The sequence below is a fragment of the Candidatus Chlorobium masyuteum genome (assembly GCF_011601315.1).
GTDB lineage: Bacteria > Bacteroidota > Chlorobiia > Chlorobiales > Chlorobiaceae > Chlorobium > Chlorobium masyuteum.
Map to the genome: position 1 here is coordinate 441,921 of NZ_JAAORA010000001.1, position 21,745 is coordinate 463,665.

The 21,745-nt window shown below is 50.1% G+C and carries 14 protein-coding genes; 9 read left to right on the forward strand and 5 right to left on the reverse strand.

Features of this window, described 5'->3' with window-relative positions; all coding sequences use genetic code 11:
- Nucleotides 1–144: 144 nt before the first annotated feature.
- From G9409_RS01955 to G9409_RS01965, 3 genes are all read right to left on the reverse strand, one after another.
- Entirely contained in the window at nucleotides 145–387 is a 243-nt protein-coding gene (locus G9409_RS01955; RefSeq protein ID WP_006366302.1) for a bacteriochlorophyll c-binding family protein, read from the reverse strand.
- A 143-nt stretch (nucleotides 388–530) separates the two neighbouring features.
- Nucleotides 531–950, reverse strand: a complete 420-nt coding sequence (locus G9409_RS01960; protein ID WP_166807188.1) for a chlorosome protein C — start codon at nucleotides 948–950, stop codon at nucleotides 531–533.
- 123 nt (nucleotides 951–1,073) lie between these two features.
- Nucleotides 1,074–2,306, reverse strand: a complete 1,233-nt coding sequence (locus G9409_RS01965; protein ID WP_166807189.1) for a TRC40/GET3/ArsA family transport-energizing ATPase — start codon at nucleotides 2,304–2,306, stop codon at nucleotides 1,074–1,076.
- A gap of 284 nt (nucleotides 2,307–2,590) precedes the next feature.
- Here G9409_RS01965 and G9409_RS01970 point away from each other — a divergent pair, with 284 nt between their 5' ends.
- From G9409_RS01970 to holA, 3 genes are all read left to right on the forward strand, one after another.
- Entirely contained in the window at nucleotides 2,591–3,385 is a 795-nt protein-coding gene (locus G9409_RS01970) for a dihydroorotate dehydrogenase electron transfer subunit (RefSeq protein ID WP_235923212.1), read from the forward strand.
- A gap of 74 nt (nucleotides 3,386–3,459) precedes the next feature.
- A complete protein-coding gene (locus G9409_RS01975; protein ID WP_166807191.1) occupies nucleotides 3,460–3,969 on the forward strand; it encodes a single-stranded DNA-binding protein in 510 nt (169 codons plus the stop codon).
- 223 nt (nucleotides 3,970–4,192) lie between these two features.
- Nucleotides 4,193–5,233, forward strand: a complete 1,041-nt coding sequence (gene holA / locus G9409_RS01980; protein ID WP_166807192.1) for a DNA polymerase III subunit delta — start codon at nucleotides 4,193–4,195, stop codon at nucleotides 5,231–5,233.
- A 100-nt stretch (nucleotides 5,234–5,333) separates the two neighbouring features.
- Here the strand turns inward: holA and G9409_RS01985 are convergent, their stop codons facing one another.
- Complete coding sequence (locus G9409_RS01985) at nucleotides 5,334–6,326, reverse strand: NAD-dependent epimerase/dehydratase family protein (RefSeq protein ID WP_166807193.1); 993 nt, start codon at nucleotides 6,324–6,326, stop codon at nucleotides 5,334–5,336.
- 236 nt (nucleotides 6,327–6,562) lie between these two features.
- Between G9409_RS01985 and G9409_RS01990 the strand changes: the two genes are divergently transcribed.
- From G9409_RS01990 to bchH, 3 genes are all read left to right on the forward strand, one after another.
- Nucleotides 6,563–7,765: an aminotransferase class I/II-fold pyridoxal phosphate-dependent enzyme gene (locus tag G9409_RS01990; protein ID WP_166807194.1), complete on the forward strand. Its 1,203-nt coding sequence runs from the start codon at nucleotides 6,563–6,565 to the stop codon at nucleotides 7,763–7,765.
- A gap of 286 nt (nucleotides 7,766–8,051) precedes the next feature.
- A complete protein-coding gene (locus G9409_RS01995; protein WP_166807195.1) occupies nucleotides 8,052–10,475 on the forward strand; it encodes a TonB-dependent receptor in 2,424 nt (807 codons plus the stop codon).
- Between the two features lie 148 nt (nucleotides 10,476–10,623).
- Nucleotides 10,624–14,427, forward strand: a complete 3,804-nt coding sequence (gene bchH / locus G9409_RS02000; RefSeq protein WP_166807196.1) for a magnesium chelatase subunit H — start codon at nucleotides 10,624–10,626, stop codon at nucleotides 14,425–14,427.
- 343 nt (nucleotides 14,428–14,770) lie between these two features.
- On the opposite strand, the gene G9409_RS02005 is transcribed toward bchH, so the two are convergent.
- Nucleotides 14,771–15,094, reverse strand: a complete 324-nt coding sequence (locus tag G9409_RS02005) for a hypothetical protein (protein WP_166807197.1) — start codon at nucleotides 15,092–15,094, stop codon at nucleotides 14,771–14,773.
- 257 nt (nucleotides 15,095–15,351) lie between these two features.
- Here G9409_RS02005 and G9409_RS02010 point away from each other — a divergent pair, with 257 nt between their 5' ends.
- The 3 genes from G9409_RS02010 to bchE all read left to right on the forward strand — a co-directional run bounded on the left by G9409_RS02010 (nucleotide 15,352) and on the right by bchE (nucleotide 21,718).
- Nucleotides 15,352–19,182, forward strand: a complete 3,831-nt coding sequence (locus tag G9409_RS02010) for a magnesium chelatase subunit H (protein WP_166807198.1) — start codon at nucleotides 15,352–15,354, stop codon at nucleotides 19,180–19,182.
- 49 nt (nucleotides 19,183–19,231) lie between these two features.
- Complete coding sequence (bchM, locus tag G9409_RS02015) at nucleotides 19,232–19,930, forward strand: magnesium protoporphyrin IX methyltransferase (RefSeq protein WP_166807199.1); 699 nt, start codon at nucleotides 19,232–19,234, stop codon at nucleotides 19,928–19,930.
- A gap of 147 nt (nucleotides 19,931–20,077) precedes the next feature.
- A complete protein-coding gene (gene bchE, locus G9409_RS02020) occupies nucleotides 20,078–21,718 on the forward strand; it encodes a magnesium-protoporphyrin IX monomethyl ester anaerobic oxidative cyclase (RefSeq protein ID WP_006366721.1) in 1,641 nt (546 codons plus the stop codon).
- Nucleotides 21,719–21,745: the final 27 nt, after the last annotated feature.

The following is a 21,745-nucleotide window of genomic DNA, read 5'->3' on the forward strand; positions in this document are numbered from 1 at the left end:
ATTTACGGCCGGAAAGCTGCCAGGAAAACACTCATGGAACGAGCTGACTTTGCTTTCAGCTTCTGCTACGGCTTGACACAAATAAAAAAAGGCAGTGAAACATTAAACTTTTCACTGCCTTGAAGAAAGAGGATCTCTATCTGCTTACTTCGCAAACTTTGAAGCAACTTCTTTTGAAGGAACAGCATAACCTGTAACCTCAGGTGATCCGCCACGAAGGCTTGTGCCTCCGCCCATGCTGCCATATGCATTGCGGTTGATTCTCATGGTGCCTTTGCCCAGTGAATCAAACAGCATACCAACAGTTTCCCAATGGCCTTCAACCATTACTTCAAAAATGCGGCCGGCTGCAGCCAGGATATCAGTAAAAACGCCACCACCACTCATAATTCCTCCTTGGAATTAAATTATTGGAAAGTTATCAGATATTTAAAACAGTATTCTGTAATCAATTTACAGTAATAAACGAAAAAACACAAAAAAAATTACAGGGACCAAAACACAATCAACTGATCAGCAATCAAACGATTCTATTTTCTTACCGGTCCTTTCTGAAATGAGCCGGTAAAATTCTTGACAGCAGTCGAGGCTGAAACCCCTACATCACCAACTGCAGTTGCTGCATTGCTCGTAGCATTCTCCACCGTTTCAACGGCGTTAGCGTAAAGCTCATTGGCTGTTCTTGAGGCATCCTTGACGGTAATTGCCACACGGTCAATAGTCTCCCCGACAACTCCACCGGTGTTGCCAAGCAGATTACCAATTCCCGAAGCATCAATAACAGCACCAACGGTACCGGTTACGGTGTCAAAAAGGCTTCCGGCAAGATTCAATCCCCCCACCACTGCGCTCTGTCCGGTCAAGAGAACACTTTCGGCAAGAAAAGTCAGGCGATCAGTAAATTCAAGTTCCTTGAAATCCTTACGCAGTTTCTGGTACGATTCCGACATATTTCCCTCCTTGGAAATGAGGCCGCAAAGCTGAGCCCCTGTTATGATATATAGCTAACAAGATTATATGAAAACAAGTTAAACATAAAAATCATCCGAAGCAAGCACTCTCGCACTACCCCGTCAAGCTCGCTGATTGTGATGACTTTTAGACTCATTTTGCAGACGGCTCTGCTCATTCCGGTCAAGATCAAAAGGAATATGGAGCCATTTATCCTTGAAAACAGCATTGCCCGGTTCAAGCCCGGTAAGACTGATTGGAAGCGTGATGATTTTCCGCTGATTACCGATCTGGACATAGAGCTCATCACCGGTAACCCAGACATCAATATCAACAGGATTGGCAAACATCAGCTTCAGCTGCACCTCATAGACATCCTTGATTCTGACAAACTTGATCGGCGGTTCATCATACATCATGTCAGAAGGATCAGTATCACCATACATATCCTTGGCAAAACGGTCGAGCGCCTCCAGACCGACAATTTCCCGCTCATACATCCTGAGTTTTTTAACCGGTAGCGGAGCAAAACCCTCCTCAATCTCGCCAAGATACTTCTGCTGAATAGTTTTCCACTTTTCAAGATAGCCGCTATCCTCCTCGGTGTCAAGCAACCTGTTGACAAGCACCATATCAACCTTGAATCCGTAAAGATTCAGATAGGTCAGAGCCCTCATGGTCTCCTTGATGGACATCTTCTCCGCATTCATGACCAGACGCACCGTTGATTTCACATTATCGGTAAGGATGTCGCGAATATCCTCAAGTTCATCAAAAACCTGGTCAACCGACTCTATGGCATCTTCAGGAGGCACAAAATGCGCAATCTTGTCAGACATTTTTGAAAGCGGCTTGCTGAGCGGGCGGATTATATATTTATTGACATTTTTGATAGCTTTCATTCCCCATGCAAGGGTATCAGGCAATGAGAGCAGCCGGAGAGTCTCTCCGGTTGGAGCCGTATCGAGCACCAGTACATCATAAAGGCCGGAAGCTTTATAGCGCTTTATTCTCAAAAGGGAAAAAAGCTCTTCCATACCCGGAAGAATGGTCATCTCATCGGTCATCACCCCTGAAACACCCTGGGCCATAAATACCTTTGCATAGTACTTCTGAACAGACTGCCAGTTCTGCTTGAGATCCACATAGGGGTTGACCTCGATGGCATGAAGGTTCTCCCGGATCTTTGTCGGTTCAGGTCCAAGAGGAAGGTTGAAGGAGTCCGACAGACTGTGCGCCGGATCGGTCGAAAGAATCAGGGTTCGATAACCCATGTCTGACAAACGGACCGCCGTAGCTGCAGATACACTGGTTTTTCCTACCCCGCCTTTACCTGTAAATGTTAAAATACGCATGAACCGAAGTTTGGAATATTTAAAGAATACGGGCAGAGAGTTCAAGATATAACTCTGAGCTTATTCTGCAAAAGATCAAACATACACAGTTCAATCGATGTTTAAAAAATATTATTCCGACTGTTTTATACCCGTTTTATCGAGGTCTGCTGGTACAGAGTACTTATGGTGCATTATGAAAAAGAGAAGGGGTTGGCAAACAGCTTGCAAATGACAGGGCAACTCTCTTTATTGATCTCTCAACGTCTATCCTCTTTTCACCATCTTATGAAATGAGTCCCGTTATGATCGAAACGAACGCCATTGCCGATATCCGCGCAACAATCACAGAAAACCGGCGAATCAGCAGCGATATCAGCATCATTACGCTGGAGTGCCCGGAAATTGCCGCCACGGCAAAACCGGGAAACTTTGTCAATATCAAGGTCAGTGACAGCACACAGCCACTGCTCAGAAGACCCTTCTCCATCCACAATGTGAGGGGCAGCTCAATTGATATCATGGTCAAATCAATCGGGAGCGGTACCGCCATCTTCAGCAACTGCGTTGCGGGAACTTCCATGATGGTACTCGGACCGCTCGGAAACAGCTTCAATACTTCCGGTCAGAACTTTGATACCGCTATCCTGCTGTCGGGAGGAGTAGGCACTGCACCGATGCTCTTTCTGGAGAGAGCACTTGCCCTTGACCAAAAAACGGTAATCAATCTGGTAGGAGGTCGAACAAAAGAGGATCTGATAGCCCCCGGACTTACCAACCTGATGTTCGCGACAGATGACGGTTCAGCCGGCTTCCGCGGAAATGTGGTTGAGCTGCTTGAGCGTGTACTGCCCACTCTTGAAACAAAAGGAGGACTCAAAGTGTTTGCCTGCGGGCCCAATCCGATGCTGAAAGCACTTGCAGGATGCTGCCGGCAGCATCATATCCCCTGCGAACTTTCTCTTGAATCGGTTATGGGCTGCGGCATCGGCATCTGCTACGGCTGCAGTGTTGAAATCAATACTCCTGACGGAAGCACACGCACTCTCCTGCTCTGCAAAGAAGGCCCCGTCATCGATGCTGAACTTTTTGTACTATAGAACACAGAGATATATCTTCAAAAAACATGGGAAAGGCATTCCCGAAAGCTTTTTTCAATGAACCCTGAAACACCATGGCAAGAGGACTCAATAAAGTAATGCTCATAGGCCGCCTTGGCAAAGATCCGGTTAGCCGTCAGGCTGGCAGCAACACCGTATGCAACTTCACCATAGCCACAAGCGAAACATTCAAGGATGCCCAGGGCTCGAAACAGGAACGGACCGAGTGGCACAACATTGCCGTATGGGGACGACTTGGGGAGGTATGCCAGCAATACCTGACGAAAGGACGCGAAGTCTATATCGAGGGGAAACTGCAGACACGAAGCTGGGATGACCCGAAAAGCGGCGAAAAGAAATATGCTACCGACATTATCTGCACTGATATGCAGATGCTCGGCGGACAGAGGGATCAGGGTGCCGGTATGGGCGGATACAATGAAGGCGGTGCATCGAATTACGAACGTCAGCCAGACAAAACTCCGCAACGCGATTATTCGCAGAGCGACTCTGACTATCCTTCCCCATCTGCTCCTCCATCTGCACCCCTGCTTGAGAACGACAAGGATGACCTTCCGTTTTAAAGAGAAAGTGCTGAGTACCGGGTTCTCTGCGCCCGGTGCTCAACACCTCCCAACAGGGCACCCCTAAAATCGAGTAAAGTGACAAGAAGGAGTTCAGGGAGAGCAACGACGAAGAGAAAGAGCAAGGCCTCCCCGATCCGGTCGTAATTCTTGTAATCCAGGGACAAACCTCTTTCCAATCAAAAATTCAGAATTCAAAATCCATAATCTCATCTTTAAATAAATGGATGCACTGAAAAAGAGTATTCGGGCCGGAACGATCGCTCCGGTTTATTTCCTTTACGGCCCGGAAAGCTACCTGAAGGAAGAGGTTGCGGAGATGATAAAAACGGCTCTCTTTCCTTCGGAGAGCGATGCTGCTGCCAATACGCATATCCTTTACGGCCCGGACCTCACTCCGGGAGAGCTTGTATCGAAAGCATCCGAGTACCCGATGTTCACCCAAAAACAGCTTATTATTATCCGGCAGTTTGAAAAAATCAAAAAGCCCCCGACAAAAGAGCTGCAAAAACAGCATGAAGAGAAATTCAGCCGGTACATGCAGAATCCGGCAGATTTCACTGTGCTTGTTATCGATGCCGACCAGATCGAGAAAAAGGAGCAGGAAAAACCACCGTTCAGCACGCTGAAAATGTACCGCAAAGAGTTTCCGGTCATTAAAAATCCGGATCTCTTTGCTTCCGACAGGGCCAAATCCTCCGGTTGGGAGTTCGAACCTGATGCGCTCAAGGCCTTCACGGCCTATATCCAGCCCTCCGCTCGGGAGATCTGCCATGAGATTGATAAAATCATTATGTATGCTTCCGCACGAACCGGCCTGAAGCTTATCACCGCTGCCGATGTGCTTGACTGCGTGGGCATATCACGTACCTACAATGTCTTTGAACTGGAAAAAGCTCTTGCAGCACGCAATCTCAGGCTATGCAGCGGTATCTCTCTGATGATTATGGATCAGGAGGGGCAGAAGGAGGGACTCGGAAACATCGTCCGGTATCTCGCCACGTTTTATATTCGTCTCTGGAAACTCTCTCTGCCCGAAGTCCGACAGTTGCCCCAGGCTGAAATCGCCAAAATTCTCGGCATGTACGGCAAGCAGGAGTACTTCGTAAAAAACTACCTGACCTACACCAGGTCGTTTTCACTCTCCGATACCGAGCGGGCAATAGCCGCCCTGAAGGAAACCGATGCCGCACTCAAAGGACTGCTCCCCTTCCCGGATGAAAAATTCCTCCTCCTGAAGCTCATGCAGAAACTGCTGGGGTGAATGGCAACCTTTTCAACTCCCGCTGCACCCTCTTTCTGCTCTTATATCTTCCATAAGTCCTACAGGACTTATAAAAGAAGCAGAATAGCTTTGCCCTGCATTACATCCAGCCCTTTCTCCGGTACCAGTCAATGGTTATGGCAACGCCTTTGTCAAGGGGGGTACCGGCAATAAAACCAAGATCGCGTTCAGCCTTTTCCGGTGAGCAGACCCAGTAGTCCTGGACAAGTTCATTGGCCTTATCGCGATTGATAAGTGGCGATTTGCCGGTCAATGCTCCGGCAGCACCAAAAAGGGTTCCGGCAAGAAAAACAAGAGGAACCGGAAGGGAGACGTTATAAAGCCTGCTGAAACCAAGAACCGGTCGGGCAGCAGCAATAACATCATCCCAGCTGAACGAACAGGGAGAGGTAAGATAATAGAGCTCTCCAACAGCTTTTTCAGCGCGGGCTGCCAGCAAAATACCTTCAAGAAGATCGTCAACATAGATCATGCTGAAACGCTGCCTCCCGGTTCTGCCTGCTGATATGAGCACCCCTTTTGCAAGCATCTGGAATACCTGCAGAATATCACGATCACCCGGTCCGTATACAGCGGGAGGACGAATAATGGTAACAGGAATATCGTTTGCATACTCCATACAGAGCTTTTCCGCCCTTAACTTGCTTCGCCCGTAGGCACTCACAGGGTGGCATTGCTCTGACTCCCTGACACCTGAAAGCCCATCCGAGGCAGGGCCGGCAGCCGTAAGGGAGGATACAAGCAGAAAGCGCTTGAGCCCGGGATTATGCCTCCTTACTGCCGTAAGCAGTTTCCGGACCGGCATAACATTACCGGCTTCAAAACCAGCTTCATCTGCTGCTTTGGTAACCCCGGCAAGATGTACAATCCGGTCAGCACCCCTCACTGCACCGGCAAGCGCTTCATCATCAGTGAAACTGCCCCGGATAATCTCGATCTTCCCGGATACGGGTGCTCCGGCACTTTCGGGACGAAGAAAAACTTTTATCTCTACCCCTTCCTTTTCAAGCAGACTCAACAGCCTCGAACCAATAAAGCCCGTTGAACCCGTCACTAATATTGTTTCACCCATATTCGCTTTTGTTCATTTTTATAAAACAGTTACGCCCATTACACGGCTCTTTCCGGTCTGAAAGGAAAAAAACCGGATCGTGTTTTGACAAAAAAAATAAAAAATTTGATACATTTCGGTTCAAGGCTAAAAGCGCCCTGATGAAACCCGGTCACCGACAGAAAAACAAAACAGTACGACCGTAAGAACAAGAAATTCCAGCTTTTTTTGTAAAGCTGAGATAAATTTGCATTCCTGTGGATAAAACAAAAGATTTATTTAAAAAATGTATTGAGTTTACCCTTGCCGATGAAGTTAAGGCTCAGGGTGTATATCCATTTTTTCATCCGATAGACGAAAATGAAGGGCCGGTAGTATCCTTTGCAGGACGAAAGCTCGTTATGGCGGGCTCCAACAACTATCTCGGCCTGACTGCAGACCCCAGGGTCAAAGCGGCATCAATCAAGGCGATCAACAAATACGGAACAAGCTGCAGCGGATCACGATACATGACCGGAACCGTCAATCTTCACATTGAACTTGAAGAGAAGCTTGCCGACTTTTTCGAGAAGGAGCGCTGCCTGCTCTTCAGTACCGGTTACCAGACAGGCCAGGGCATCATCCCTACCCTCGTGCAGCGTGGCGAATATATTGTTTCCGACCGCGACAACCATGCAAGCCTTGTCGCTGCCTCCATCATGGCGCAGGGTGCAGGAGCAAACCTTGTCCGATACAACCATAATAATATGGAGGATCTGGAGCGGGTGCTTCAGAAAATCCCTGAAACTGCCGGACGGCTGATTGTCTCCGATGGCGTCTTTTCGGTATCCGGTGAAATTGTAGATCTTCCCGAACTTGTAGCTTTGGCGAAAAAATACAACGCCCGCATTCTTATTGATGACGCCCATGCTGTGGGAGTTATCGGCAAAGGTGGCCGGGGCACTCCATCGGAGTTCGGCCTGGTAAACGAGGTTGATCTCATCATGGGCACCTTCTCAAAAACCTTTGGCTCACTCGGAGGATATGTCGCAGGCGACCGCTCCGTCATCAACTATATCAAACACAACGCATCATCGCTGATCTTCAGCGCTTCGCCCACACCGGCAAGCGTAGCTGCCGTATTGGCAACACTTGAAATAATCCGCAATGAGCCCGAGCTCACCGAGCGACTGATAGCGAATACCGATTACGTTCGCCAGGGGCTGCTTAAAGCCGGCTTCACGCTCATGCCCTCACGGACAGCCATTGTGACCGTTCTGATCAGTGACCAGATGAAAACATTGCTTTTCTGGAAAAAGCTGTTTGATGCCGGAGTTTATGTCAATGCCTTTATCCGCCCCGGGGTTATGCCCGGTCACGAAGCGCTGCGCACAAGCTTTATGGCAACCCACCGCAAGGAGCACCTCGACAAGGTTATCACCGAATTCTCCACCATAGGCAAAGAACTCGGGGTCATCTGAGCTGCAATTACATGGTTTATTTGAATTATCCCCGGCCAAAACCGGGGATTCTTTTTTCCTCCCCTCACCCTGATTTACGACACTTTCACCTGCACTTTTGCACAATTCCCTTTTTTTTTAATAAATTGGAAGTACTATGGCCATATGACGAATGATGTTCAGGTTATTGTATCAGTAGTGATTGCCGATATAGCGTGTTGATGATTATTGCAAAGCTGACAAAGATTAACAAAGTTTTATCCTGTTTTTTTTCGTTCGTATCATTGCAACCAGACAACACACAACCATGAAAACAAAACATGCGCAGAAGTATCGCGTTGCCCGTTTTGTTCTGTCGGCATTTTGCCTGACGGCTACACTGATGCCGCTCCCTGCCCTCGGAGCTGACTACGGCATAGTAAAAGGTAAAATCACCGACAAAGCAGACGGTGAAGGCGTTTACGGAGCTTCGGTCAGTATTGCCGGCACCTCTATAGGCACCACTACTGACATGAACGGCAACTTTACACTTTCCAGTGTTCCCGCAAAACAGCAGAAAATCTCCATCTCCATTGTAGGTTACGCTCCGGCAAGCCAGGTTGTTACCGTTGCTAACGGCCAGACCTACCAGATCAACCTGCAGATCGGTCAGACCACCATTATGGCTTCCGAAGTCGTGGTCGGCGCTTCACTTTACAAGCAGAACCGCCTTGATGTTCCGGTAACCGCCAACGTGGTCTCACAGGAAAAGATCAAGCAGCAGGCCAACCCGACTCTTGACAGAATAATTGAGGATGTTCCGGGTGTTGTGGTAACACGCGCAGGCGGACAGACCTCCTCCGGCGTTCAGGTCCGCGGCTCAAACACCTATCAGGGTGGCGGTATCGGCACCCGTGTAAGCGCACTCTACGATGGCTTCCCCATCAATGCACCGGAATCCGGTGAAGTCGCATGGTCTTCGGTCAACATGAATGCCGCCGACAAGGTCGAAATTCTTAAAGGTGCCGCAGCTACCCTGTACGGTTCAAGTGCCATGGGTGGTGTTGTAAACGTTTTCGGTCATCTTCCGGACAAACTCGAAGTAAAAGCCGGTTTGAATGGCGGCTTCTACGCTCAGCCCCCGTCAACCGACCAGAGTGTGTTTTACAATGACAAGCATACCCCGTGGTTCTGGAACACCTATGTCGGTTTCGGCAACAAGAGCGGAAAACTGAACTACAACATCCTCTACACAAGCAGCACTGATGACGGCTACCGCCAGAATGCCAATACGCTGCTGGATGATATAAAACTGAAAGCGCGTTACGACATCGATGCCAGCCAGTATCTTCTGCTCAGTGCCTTTTACAATCAGACGAAAGGCGGCTACGCCTATGAGTGGTATACCGGAGACAGCTTCACGGTATTCACCGCCCATCCTGAACGCGCTTATGATATCAATAACAGCTCATACTATTACGATGACATGATCAAGCGCAAGAATGCGCTGGTCGGCCTGAACTATGTCAACCTACTCGGTGACAATCTCAGTCTTGATACCAAAGTATTCTATACTCATAACGCAACCCGTTACGAATACAATACAACAAGTGCAAGACAGCTCTCTGTGCCAATTCCCTATTACAACAAGGCAGCGGGCGACTTTAACGAAACCTATTCCGATCGTATCGGTGTTGGAGCAAAACTCGACTGGAGAGCAAACGACAACAACCGTGTGCTTTTCGGAGCTGAGGGGAGTGTGGTAGATGTAACGACAACACAGCTTCTCGCCCAGTGGCCAACAGCCAATACTTTCGGCAATATCAAGGAGAATAACCGTGCTCTCTTTGTTCAGGATGAGTTGAAACTGACAGAGAAACTGACATCGCTGCTCTCACTCCGTTATGACTGGAGCGGCATCAATGCAGATATTGCACAAGTGACTTCAGCTACAGGTCCATGGGTTGCCATTCAGCACAAGTCGGTCGATGCGTTCAGTCCCCGTGTCGCACTCAACTTCAAGGCAATGGATGATATGTCCCTGCGCGCTTCCTGGGGCAAGAGCTTCCGTGCTCCATCCCTCTACGAACGTTTTGTTCGCAGTGCCGGGCCTTACACCGGCTCCCCGAATGCCGCGCTGGACAAGGAGACCATGACCGCTTATGAGGTTGGCATGTTCAAAGAGTTCGGAGACCAGCTCTCTCTGGATATAGCCGGATTCCTGAACAACTATGATAACCTTATCGAGTCTGTCATATCACCCGGTAACAAGTTTGAATACCAGAACATCACAAAAGCACGTATCTATGGAATCGAAACCGGCCTGAACTACAGACCGGCAAGTGACTGGGCATTTAACGTTGCATACACCTACATGGTTGCCAAAAACCGTTCCTATGTTACAAACCTGAATGATATGCAGCATCTCAATCCTGATCCATTCTGGCTCCCCTACCGGCCTGAGCATACCGCTTCAGCCGGAGCAACATGGAAACCAACCGGCAAGCTTTCGCTTAATGTGAACGGTCGCTATGTCTCGCAGTACAAATCAGTCAGTTCACATCCAAACTCGACCAGAGCCAACTATCCTGGTGATTTTGTGATATTCAATACCGGTCTGAAGTATCAGGCTGGCGAAGCCGCTTCGGTGAGCCTGCTTTGCAAAAACATCAACAACACACAGTACGAAGAGGCCGAATGGTTCCGTGCTCCGGGACGCAGTTATGTTGCCGGTGTAGATTTCACCTTCTGAGAGATCCGCAGGCACTTTAGCTATCACTTGTGACGCCAGCCCCTCCCCGAGAGGGGCTGGCTTTTTTAATCGTTAGCATTCATCAAGGGATTTTATTACATTTTCAATCCTGTTACAACCACATCAAACGCACATCTTTTGTAATTCTATGCACGATAAAATCAGAATTGCCGCTATTGTCGGGATGGAGCAATGCAATCAGCGGGTATGGCGCGAGGTCACGGCTAAAATTTCCGCACATGCCGAATTGACCCAATGGACCGATCAGGACCTTGAGCATCAGAATCCTGAAACAGCTGAAGCCATCCGCAATGCCGACTGCATTTTCACCACACTGATACAGTTCAAGGGACAGGCTGACTGGCTTCAGGAGCAGATCGAACAGTCAAAGGTGAAAACCATCTTTGCCTATGAGTCTATGCCTGAAGTGATGCAGATGACAAAAATAGGCAGTTATGTCGTCTCCGGAGACGGAAGCGGCATGCCCGATATCGTCAAGAAGGTTGCCAAGATGCTGGTAAAGGGACGCGATGAGGATGCACTTTACGGCTACATGAAGCTGCTGAAAATCATGCGCACCATGCTGCCCCTCATCCCGAAAAAGGCAAAGGATTTCAAGAACTGGATGCAGGTTTACACCTACTGGATGAACCCGACCACTGATAATCTGGCATCGATGTTCAACTACATCATGGCAGAGTACTTTGAGGCGGGAGTCAAGGTTGAAAAGGTGGTTGAAGTACCAACAATGGGCTTCTATCACCCGGATGCACCGGAATACCAGAAGGATCTCCACCACTACGAAAAATGGCTGCACAAGCATAAGAAAGGTTCTGACAAAAACAGAAACATCGGCCTCCTTTTTTTCCGCAAGCATCTGTTGCAGGAGAAGGAGTATATCGACAATACAATCCGGGCTATTGAAGCAAAAGGGCTCAACCCCCTGCCGGTCTTTGTTATGGGTGTTGAGGGTCACGTTGCCGCAAGGGAGTGGTTTACCCACAACAACATCGACATGCTCGTCAACATGATGGGTTTCGGCTTTGTGGGTGGCCCGGCAGGCGCAACAACACCTGGCGCATCATCAGCCGCACGTGACGAAATTCTGGGTAAAATCAATGCGCCATACGTTGTTTCACAGCCGCTCTTCATACAGGATGTGGCTTCATGGAAATCGCAGGGTGTTGTACCGCTTCAGTCAGCCATGACCTACTCACTGCCGGAAATGGACGGTGCCGTATGCCCGGTTGTGCTCGGCGCCATCAAGGATGGCCGTCTTCAGACTGTTCCTGACCGCCTTGAACGGCTTGCAGGAATCGCCAAAAAGTTTTCCGAACTGCGTCAACTTCCAAACAAGGCGAAAAAAGTTGCTCTTGTAGTCTACGACTATCCGCCCGGCATGGGTAAAAAGGCCAGCGCTGCACTGCTTGATGTACCGAAAAGTATCTACAATATTCTGTTGACGCTACGTGCTGAAGGGTACAATGTCGGCGAACTGCCGGAATCACCGGAAGCTCTGCTTGCGATGCTCGACAAAGCAACCGATTACGAAATTCAGGCACATGAGCAGGATTGCTTTGCTATTGACCGAGATACCTTCAACAGCATCACCAGCTCAAGAGAGCGCGAACGCATTGAAGGACGCTGGAGCGGTTTCCCCGGAGAGATCGGACCGATCAAGCCCGACAAACTCTTTATCGGCGGACTCACGCTCGGTAACATCTTTATCGGTGTTCAGCCGCGCCTTGGTATCCAGGGTGACCCCATGCGCCTGCTCTTCGACAAGGAGAACACGCCGCACCATCAGTATATAGCCTTCTATCGCTGGATCAGCCGCGTCTTCGGCGCCAGTGCCATGGTGCATATCGGCATGCACGGCACGGCTGAGTGGATGCCCGGCCTTCAGCTCGGTGTAACCGGTGACTGCTGGTCTGACGCCCTGCTCGGTGAGGTACCGCACTTCTATATCTACCCGATCAATAACCCGAGCGAAGCCAACATCGCCAAGCGTCGCGGCTATGCCACCATGATTTCGCACAACATTCCTCCGCTTGCCAGAGCCGGCCTCTACAAGGAGTTGCCTGCTTTCAAAGAGATGCTCAATGACTACCGCGAGCGCGGACTTGAAAAGATTGTGGATGTCGAAACCGAAGAGGTCATTCTCACCAAGGCGCAGCAGCTCAATCTGACTGATGACTGCCCGCGCATCGAGGGCGAAAGCTTCCAGGACTATATCAGCCGTCTCTACACCTACATGATGGAGCTTGAAGGACGCCTGATCTCCAACTCGCTGCACGTCTTTGGCGAAACACCGAAGCTTGAAACCCAGGTAACAACGATTACCGAATACCTGAAAGTACGCGGCAATGAAAAATCGCTGCCATCCATCATCATGCAGGCTATCGGTGAAGACAAACTCTTTGGCGATTATGCCTCGCTCGCAACCCGCGCCCGCAAGGGAGAACCGCAGGCCATGAAGGCCCGTGAACAGGTGGACGATCATACACGCGAGTTTATCCAGCAGACCATTTTCGGCCAGAGCAATCCGGCAACTGTCTTTAACGTGCTTACCGGCGGAGCAAAAATTTCGCAGGAGATGGGTGAAGCCATAAAAACCGCACTCCAGGAAGGAGTTGCTCTCAAGCGCGCGCTGGAGGACAACAGCAATGAGATGAAGGGATTCCTCCGCGCCCTTTGCGGCCAGTATATCCCGTCGGGCTCAGGTGGTGATCTGGTGCGTGATGGAGCAGGGATTCTGCCGACCGGACGCAACATCCACGCCATTGACCCCTGGCGCATTCCTTCGGAACTGGCATTCAAGCGCGGAAGGCAGATTGCCGACTCCATTATCAACCGCCACGTCGAAGAGAACAACGGCGAGTACCCGGAAACTATTGCACAGGTGCTCTGGGGACTTGACACCATAAAGAGCAAGGGTGAAGCTGTAGCCGTCATCATTCATCTCATGGGAGCTGAACCGGCATACGATGCACAGGGCAAAATCAGCCACTACAGCCTCGTGCCTCTCGAAAAGCTCGGCCGTCCGAGAATCGATGTCCTGATCCAGATCAGCTCAATCTTCCGCGACACCTTCGGAGTCCTTGTCGATCACCTCGACAAACTGGTAAAGGATGCCGCAAAAGCCATAGAGCCGCATGAGATGAACCATATCAAAAAGCATGTGGATGCAGCACTCAAAGCGGGAAGTGATTTCGAGAGTGCAACCTCGCGTCTCTTCACCCAGGCACCCGGAGCTTACGGTTCACAGGTTGAGGAGCTTGTTGAAGATTCCGCATGGGAGTCCGAAGAGGATCTTGACAATATGTTCATCAAGCGCACCGGTTTTGCCTACGGCGGCAACCGTTACGGTGACCAGCAGACCGATATTCTCAAAGGTCTGCTCAGTACGGTTGACCGGGTTGTCCAGCAGGTTGACTCGGCAGAGTTCGGCATTACCGATATTGACCGCTACTTCTCCTCATCGGGAGCACTTCAGCTCTCTGCCCGACGCCGCAACCCGAAAGGCGACAATGTGAAACTGAACTACGTAGAGACCTTTACGGCCGATGTTAAAATCGACGATGCCGACAAGGCGCTCAAGGTGGAGTTCCGCAGCAAGCTGCTCAACCCGAAATGGTTTGAGACGATGCTGGAGCAGGGACACAGCGGAGCTACCGAAATCAGCAACCGGTTTACCTACATGCTGGGGTGGGACGCCGTCACCAAGGGCGTAGACGACTGGGTCTACAAGGAGGCTGCTGAAACCTACGCAATGGACCCGAAAATGCGTGAACGCCTGATGAAGGTCAATCCAAAAGCCTTCAAGAACATTGTTGGCCGTATGCTTGAAGCAAGCGGCCGAGGAATGTGGAGTGCCGATCCGGAGATGATCGAAAAACTTCAGGAGATCTACTCCGATCTCGAAGACCGTCTGGAAGGTATCGAGGTGTAAGCCGCATTACACAAAGATCATTAAAACAAAAAAGCACGGTTTACCCCGTGCTTTTTTGTTTTAATGAAAGAGAAGTGGACGAAGAAATGGTAGACTCTAATGGACAGAGTGGACAAGAGTAAAAAGATTTTGCATAGCGGCGGAGGCCGGGAATTACAGCACCTCTATGACTTACAGGACTTATGGGAGATTGAAGATCCTGAAAGAAGGTTTAGCTTGAATTGATTGGTTGCACTGATAATTCTCTTCGTCGTTGAAGTCACTGCTGTCCTTTACAATCCTTGTCTTTTTAGACAAATCTTCTCAGCACCCGGCACTCCTGAGAAAGCCTGTTTCTTTATTATCAGGCCTTTTGGTATATTACTTCTAAAACAACCCCTATGAACAAAAGGCACTGCAATATAGCACGCAACATCTGGCGTTCAATTGAGGTGTTCCTCTTCTTCGTAGTCTCCGTTGTCGGCTTTAACCTGCTTGTCAAGACTTCGTCACTAAACTCCAAGTCAAAAACGAACTCTCTCTCTGAGGGTATTGTAGCTTCCGGAGATCGTTCACTTCCCGGTATTTCACTGCCCCCTGGTTTTGGAATTGATCGTCTGAGCGGGTTATTAAACGTTTCTCTCGGTTCAGAGAGATCCCATCCTTCGTTTCCCGGATTCACTTCCATACTGCATATCCCTTATCATACCCTTCAGAGCTGCATCCATATCCTGAATAACCGGATAGTTTCAACACCTTCATATCTCGGTAAACCCTCCAACCTCTTCCAGCAGAATCGAATCCTGCTGATCTGATACCTCTTTACGCTCCCAGCTCTTCAGCTGCCATTGCAGCTATCTGAAAAGAGTAACGCTTCACGATGCCGGACACCTCAAAAGAGGGTGGAAGCGTTTGGCAATCACGTTCTATAAAGAGGTTTACCCTATGCGTTTTGTATTTCTGACCATGGAAGCCACCAATAACAGCACCCTCAAAGCGGCTGCCGGTGAGCTTAACAGGAAGTTCCAACTCGATCTGGAGGTTTCAGTCTTCAGTCTCGGACTCCATAACAGCGTTAAACTCTGGGAAACGCTTGAAACAGCCTTGCCAAATGCCGATTTCGTGTTTGGTTCAATGCTCTTCAGCGAGGATATTGTTCGACCCCTCGAAAAGATGCTGAACACACTCTCATGCCCGGTGTGCATGATAACAAGCAATCCCGCCCTGGTTTCCCAGACCAGGCTCGGTCGTTTTTCGCTTCGCAAACAAAAAAAGGATGAGTCGAAGGAAACCGGGATATTCCAGCAATGGGCGGCTAAGCTGAAACCAAAACAGAGCCACGGTGAGAGCCAGCGCCAGCTGGCACTCGTAAGAAGCGTGAGCAAAATCATGAAGCACATCCCTGGGAAGGCTCGTGATATCCATACCTTTATTGCTGCACATCAGTTCTGGCTGAATGGTTCACAGGAGAATCTGGAACGCTTTCTCTCTCTTCTGGTTGACCGGTATGCTCCCGGATGGAAAGGGAAACTGCCGCAGGAGGATCCGCTCTTTTATCCCGATGCTGCCATCTGCCATCCCGAAGCGCCCGAACCATTTTTTACGGCTTCCAAATTTCTCGACTGGCAGCAAAAAAAGAGACCGGAGCTCAAGCTCGGTCCTGTAGCAATCCTTGCCATGCGATCAACCGTACTGAGTAAAAACACGGCGCACCTCGATGCTCTGGTTCGATCGTTTGAGAGGAAAGGGATCAACAGCTTTATCGCCTACAGCGGCGGGCTGGATTTTCGCCCGGCACTCGAACAGTTTTTCAATCCTGAAACACCCGGTTCACTGAAACCCTCACTGCTGGTAAACGCCACAGGATTTTCTCTTGTAGGGGGGCCTGCTGAAACAAAGGCTGCTGAGGCGGTTGCCGTGCTGAAAAAACTTGATATCCCCTGCTTCAATCTCATACCGCTCTCTTTTCAGCCCATCGAGCAGTGGCGTGAAAGCATGCTTGGCCTGACCCCACTGCAGACCGCACTGAGTGTAGCTGTGCCTGAACTGGACGGCACCATAGAGCCACAGGTCTATGCCGGTACAGAAACCGGAAGTGAGCAGACCGTTCCGCTTGTGCAGGAGATAGAGATCATTTCCCGCAGAGTCCAGCGACTGCTTAAACTTCAGCAGTCACCGCTGGCCGACAAAAAAATTGCTGTCGTTCTCTTCAATTTTCCGCCAAATCTCGGCAATGCAGGAACGGCTGCCTATCTCAATGTTTTCGAAAGCCTGCACCGCCTGCTCCTCGAAATGAACGCGGCAGGATATACCGTAGAGGTACCGGAAAGCGCTGAAGCGCTTAAAGATCTGCTGCTTGAGGGGAACCGGCTCATCTACGGCACTGACGGAAATGTGGAAGCCCATCTCCCCCTGGAAGAGTACCGAAGGCTCTTTCCGGCCTATGAGCGTATTGAGCCCTTCTGGGGCGACGCTCCGGGCGAAATTCTTAACGACAAAGTCCGTTTCCATATTCTCGGCTGCTCACTCGGCAATATCTTTATCGGTCAGCAGCCAAGTTTCGGTTACGAACGCGACCCGATGCGTCTTCTCATGGCCAAAGACGCAGCTCCGAACCATGCCTTTTCCGCCTTCTACACCTGGCTTGAACACGTTTTCAATGCTGATGCGGTTCTTCACTTCGGTACCCATGGAGCTCTTGAGTTCATGCCCGGCAAGCAGACCGGTCTTTCAGCCGCATGCTGGCCAAAACAACTGATCGGCTCTCTGCCGAACTTCTACTGCTACTCTGTCAATAATCCAAGCGAAGGTGCAATTGCCAAACGCCGGGGATTTGCCACCCTATTGAGTTACCTCTCCCCTCCGCTTGAACATGCCGGTCTCTACAAGGATTTGCGAAAGCTGAAGGATCTGGCTGCTGCTTTCCGCACGGCATCTTCCGATGAGCTGCTTCTTGAGATCAGGGAGCTGGCTGCCGCTCTTGAGCTCGACACCGCCGTGAATGAGTCAGAGACCGGGGAGTATATCACGCGGCTGCAAAGTGAACTCTACACCATAGAGGAACGGATGATTCCGCTCGGATTGCACATCATGGGTGAAGCGCAGGCACCAAACAGCCTCATTGATCATCTCACGCTTCTCTCGGCACACAGCCGCCCCGAACTTGACGGGATTTCACTCAACGAACTGATCTGCCGTCACCTGCACTATGACTTCCATCAACTGCAGGATCTTATGGGAAGTGACCGGGATGCACAGGTAAAATGGCAGGAAGTATCAGCAATCGCCCGTGAAGCAGTCAGGCTCTTTATAGGACATCTTGATCCTGAAAACCACCCCGATCTGCCTATAGCAAGGCTGCTTGAAGGAAGCCTTGCTGTCAGAATCACGGACGCTGATAACTATCTTCGTCGTGAAACCGGTATCAAGCCCGCAGAACTCCATCGCCTGTGGCACTTCCTGAACACAGTACTGATACATCTTGCCGACAACCGGGAACTCAAGGCTGTGCTGCACGCCCTTGAGGGAAAATTCACCCCTCCATCTCCCGGCAATGATCTGGTTCGCAATCCGGAGATCGTTCCGACAGGCCGTAACATTCACAGTCTCGACCCATACACGATCCCCTCCTCGTTTGCACAGCAGAGCGGGAAACGGCTTGCTGAAGAACTCCTTCTTCACTACCGGGAGGAGAGTGGCGAGCTGCCGGAATCCATCGCCCTGATCCTCTGGGGAACGGATAACCTCAAAAGTGATGGCGAGGGTATTGCCCAGGCACTCTCACTCATGGGAGTAAAAACCAAAACCGATGAACTGGGCAAGATCAGCGATGTCGAACTCATTCCCCTCAGCGAACTTGGTCGCCCGCGCATTGATGTCGTCATAACCATCAGCGGTATTTTCCGCGATCTGCTCTCCTTGCAGGTTCGATTGCTCGACAGGGCGGCACGGATGGCCGCGGCAGCAGATGAGCCGGAAGAGATGAACTTCATACGCAAGCATGTGCTGGCGGAGATGCAGGAGAGTGCATGCTCCTTTGAGGAGGCCTCGAACAGGGTCTATTCGAACGCTCCCGGAAGCTACGGTGCAAATGTCAATCACCTGGTGGAGAGCAGCAGCTGGGAGGAGGAGAACCAGCTTGCCGATGCCTTCGTCAGTCGCAAAAGTTTTGCCGTAACCCCGGCCGGAGAGTGGCAGGAGTGCCCTCAGGCCCTTCGCGCCGCACTGAAACATGTGACCCTCACTTTCCAGAATATTGACAGCTATGAAATCGGTATTTCTGATATTGATCATTATTATGAGTATCTTGGCGGAGTTTCAAAAACCGTGGAGCAGCTGAGTAAGGCAAAACCGAAGGTGATGGTGGGCGATATCAACGGTACGGGTAAAAAGCAGAGAATCTGTTCGCTTGAAAAAATGGTCTCGCTTGAAGCCCGCACCAAGCTGCTCAACCCGAAATGGTACGATGCCATGCTGGAACACGGTTATGAGGGAGTTCGTGAGATTGAGTCCCATCTCAGCAACACCTATGGATGGAGTGCTACGGCGTCAGCAGTAAAAAACTGGACTTACGATCAGTTCAGTGAAACATTCCTCCAGGATAAAGCCATGCTGGAACGCCTTACAGCTCTTAATCCGCATGCCACCATATCGATGACCCGGAGGCTGCTTGAGGCGCACTCTCGTGGATTCTGGGAAGCAGACGAGGGAACGATCGAGGAGCTGCAGGAGCTCTATGCAGACCTTGAAACAAGAATCGAAGGGGCTCATCAGTGAGTGCCTGCAACTTTTATTAACTACATCACGAAACATCAAAACTTTTACCATGAGCAGTTCCTCTTTCAATGCTGAAGAGCACAAAAAAATGCTCCGTTCGTATTTCAATGGGCAGGGCTTCCAGCGCTGGGCCTCCATATACGGAGATGACAAACTCTCCTCCGTACGCAATACCGTCCGTCAGGGGCATGCGGTCATGATGGACAAGGCATTTGACTGGTTGCAGAAACTTGGACTGCCGAAAGGAGCAACCGTGCTTGATGCAGGATGCGGTACAGGACTTTTCAGCATCAGACTTGCAAAAGCCGGTTATAAGGTAAAGTCGGTAGATATAGCCTCGCAGATGGTAGGAAAGGCAAAAGAGGAGGCCATAAAGCAGGGTGTCGACAGAAACATCGAGTTTGAAGTCAATACCATTGAATCGGTCAGCGGCACCTATGATGCTGTGGTCTGTTTTGACGTGCTGATCCATTACCCTGCAGAAGGATTTGCCGAGGCCTTCCGGAATCTGAGCAGCCTGACAAAAGGGTCGGTTATTTTCACCTACGCTCCCTATAACAATATTCTTGCTTTCCAGCACTGGATCGGAGGCTACTTCCCAAAAAAGGAAAGGAGAACAACCATCCAGATGATCCGCGATGAGGAGATGCAACGGGCAATGGAAAAAGCCGGCATGCAGGTGAAAAGTCGCGAAAAGATCAGTTTTGGTTTTTATCACACCATGCTGATGAATGCATCTCACAAGTAGAAGAGGTTTATGTTAAAACCATAAGAGATTTTTCCAAATAAATTGTAAATTAAAAGTCAAGGGATTTTTTTCTGGCAGATCGGCGTTCCCGTTACCGCGTAAAGAGATTCCTATTTTGTAAAAAACATATCTGGAGGGTGAAGACTGATGAAAATACTGATGGTTCAGCCAAATTATCATTCAGGTGGAGCTGAAATTGCAGGTAACTGGACGCCAAGCTGGGTCGCCTATATCGGCGGCGCCCTGAAACAGGCAGGATTTGACCAGGTGCGCTTCGTTGACGCCATGGCCGACAATCTTGAAGACGATCAGATTGAAGAGATCATCAGAAAAAACAAGCCTGATGTTGTGATGGCCACCAATATTACCCCATCTATCTTCAAGGCACAGGATATCATGAAGGTCGCCAAAAAGGTCGACCCGAAGATCAGAACCATCATGGGTGGTATTCATTCCACCTTCATGTACCCGCAGGTACTGAGCGAGGCACCGGAAACCGACTACGTGGTACGAGGTGAAGGCGAAGAGGTAACCGTCAACCTCATCAGAGAGATTGCCGCCGGTACCGACAGAGAGAACCGTGCAAACATCACCGGTATCGCCTATCTTGATGACGAGGGCAAGGTGTTTGCAACCGCAGCACATCCGGTAATCGAGGACCTCGATACCCTTACCCCCGACTGGAGTCTCTACGACTGGGATAAATATATCTACACCCCGCTCAACTGCCGTCTTGCTGTACCGAACTTCGCAAGAGGATGTCCCTTTACCTGTACCTTCTGCTCACAGTGGCAGTTCTGGCGCCGGTACCGTGCACGCAGCCCGAAACTTTTTGTTGACGAAATCGAGGTGCTGGTCAAAAAATATAACGTTGGATTTTTTATCCTTGCCGACGAAGAGCCGACCATCAACAAGCAGAAGTTCGTTTCACTCTGTCAGGAGTTGATCGACCGCAAACTCAACGTCTCCTGGGGTATCAACACCCGCGTGACCGACATCATGCGTGATGCCGACCTGCTTCCCTTCTTCCGCAAGGCGGGCCTTGTGCACGTCTCGCTTGGAACCGAGGCTGCAAGCCAGATGAACCTGAACCGGTTCCGTAAAGAGACAACCATTGAGGAGAACAAGTATGCCATCAAACTGCTTCAGAAAAACGGTATTGTAGCCGAAGCGCAGTTTGTGATGGGACTTGAGCATGAAACTCCCGAGACCATTGAGGAGACCTACCAGCTCTGCAAGGACTGGGATCCCGATATGGCAAACTGGACCATCTACACTCCATGGCCATTCTCCGATCTGTTCAAGGAACTTGGCGACAGGGTTGAGGTTCGCGACTACTCCAAGTATAACTTCGTTACGCCGATCATCAAGCCGGATAACATGGAGCGTGAAGATGTGCTCAAGGGCGTTCTGAAATCGTATGCACGGTTCTATGCCCGCAAAACCTTCTTCAGCTACCCCTGGATCAAGGACCCCTATGTGCGCAAGTACATGCTCGGATGCCTGAAGGCTTTTGCGCAAACCACCATTACCAAGCGTTTCTACGATATCGACCGCGTCAAGACCAAGAACAACAAGATTGAAATCGATCTTGGATTTGACAAGTCAAGAATCCTGACACAGAATGAGGTCAAAAACCTCAAGGAACTGCGTCCGGAGATGGTTGCCGACATGAGCTTCGGTCTCAAGGAGGCTGGCTATCAGCGTGAGCATGACGAGCATAACTGGGATGAGTTCGATGAAACCACCATCAAGGACCGCACCTCATCAACCGTGCGCAACTGCTGATTCATTCCTGACCGGTTACAACAAAAA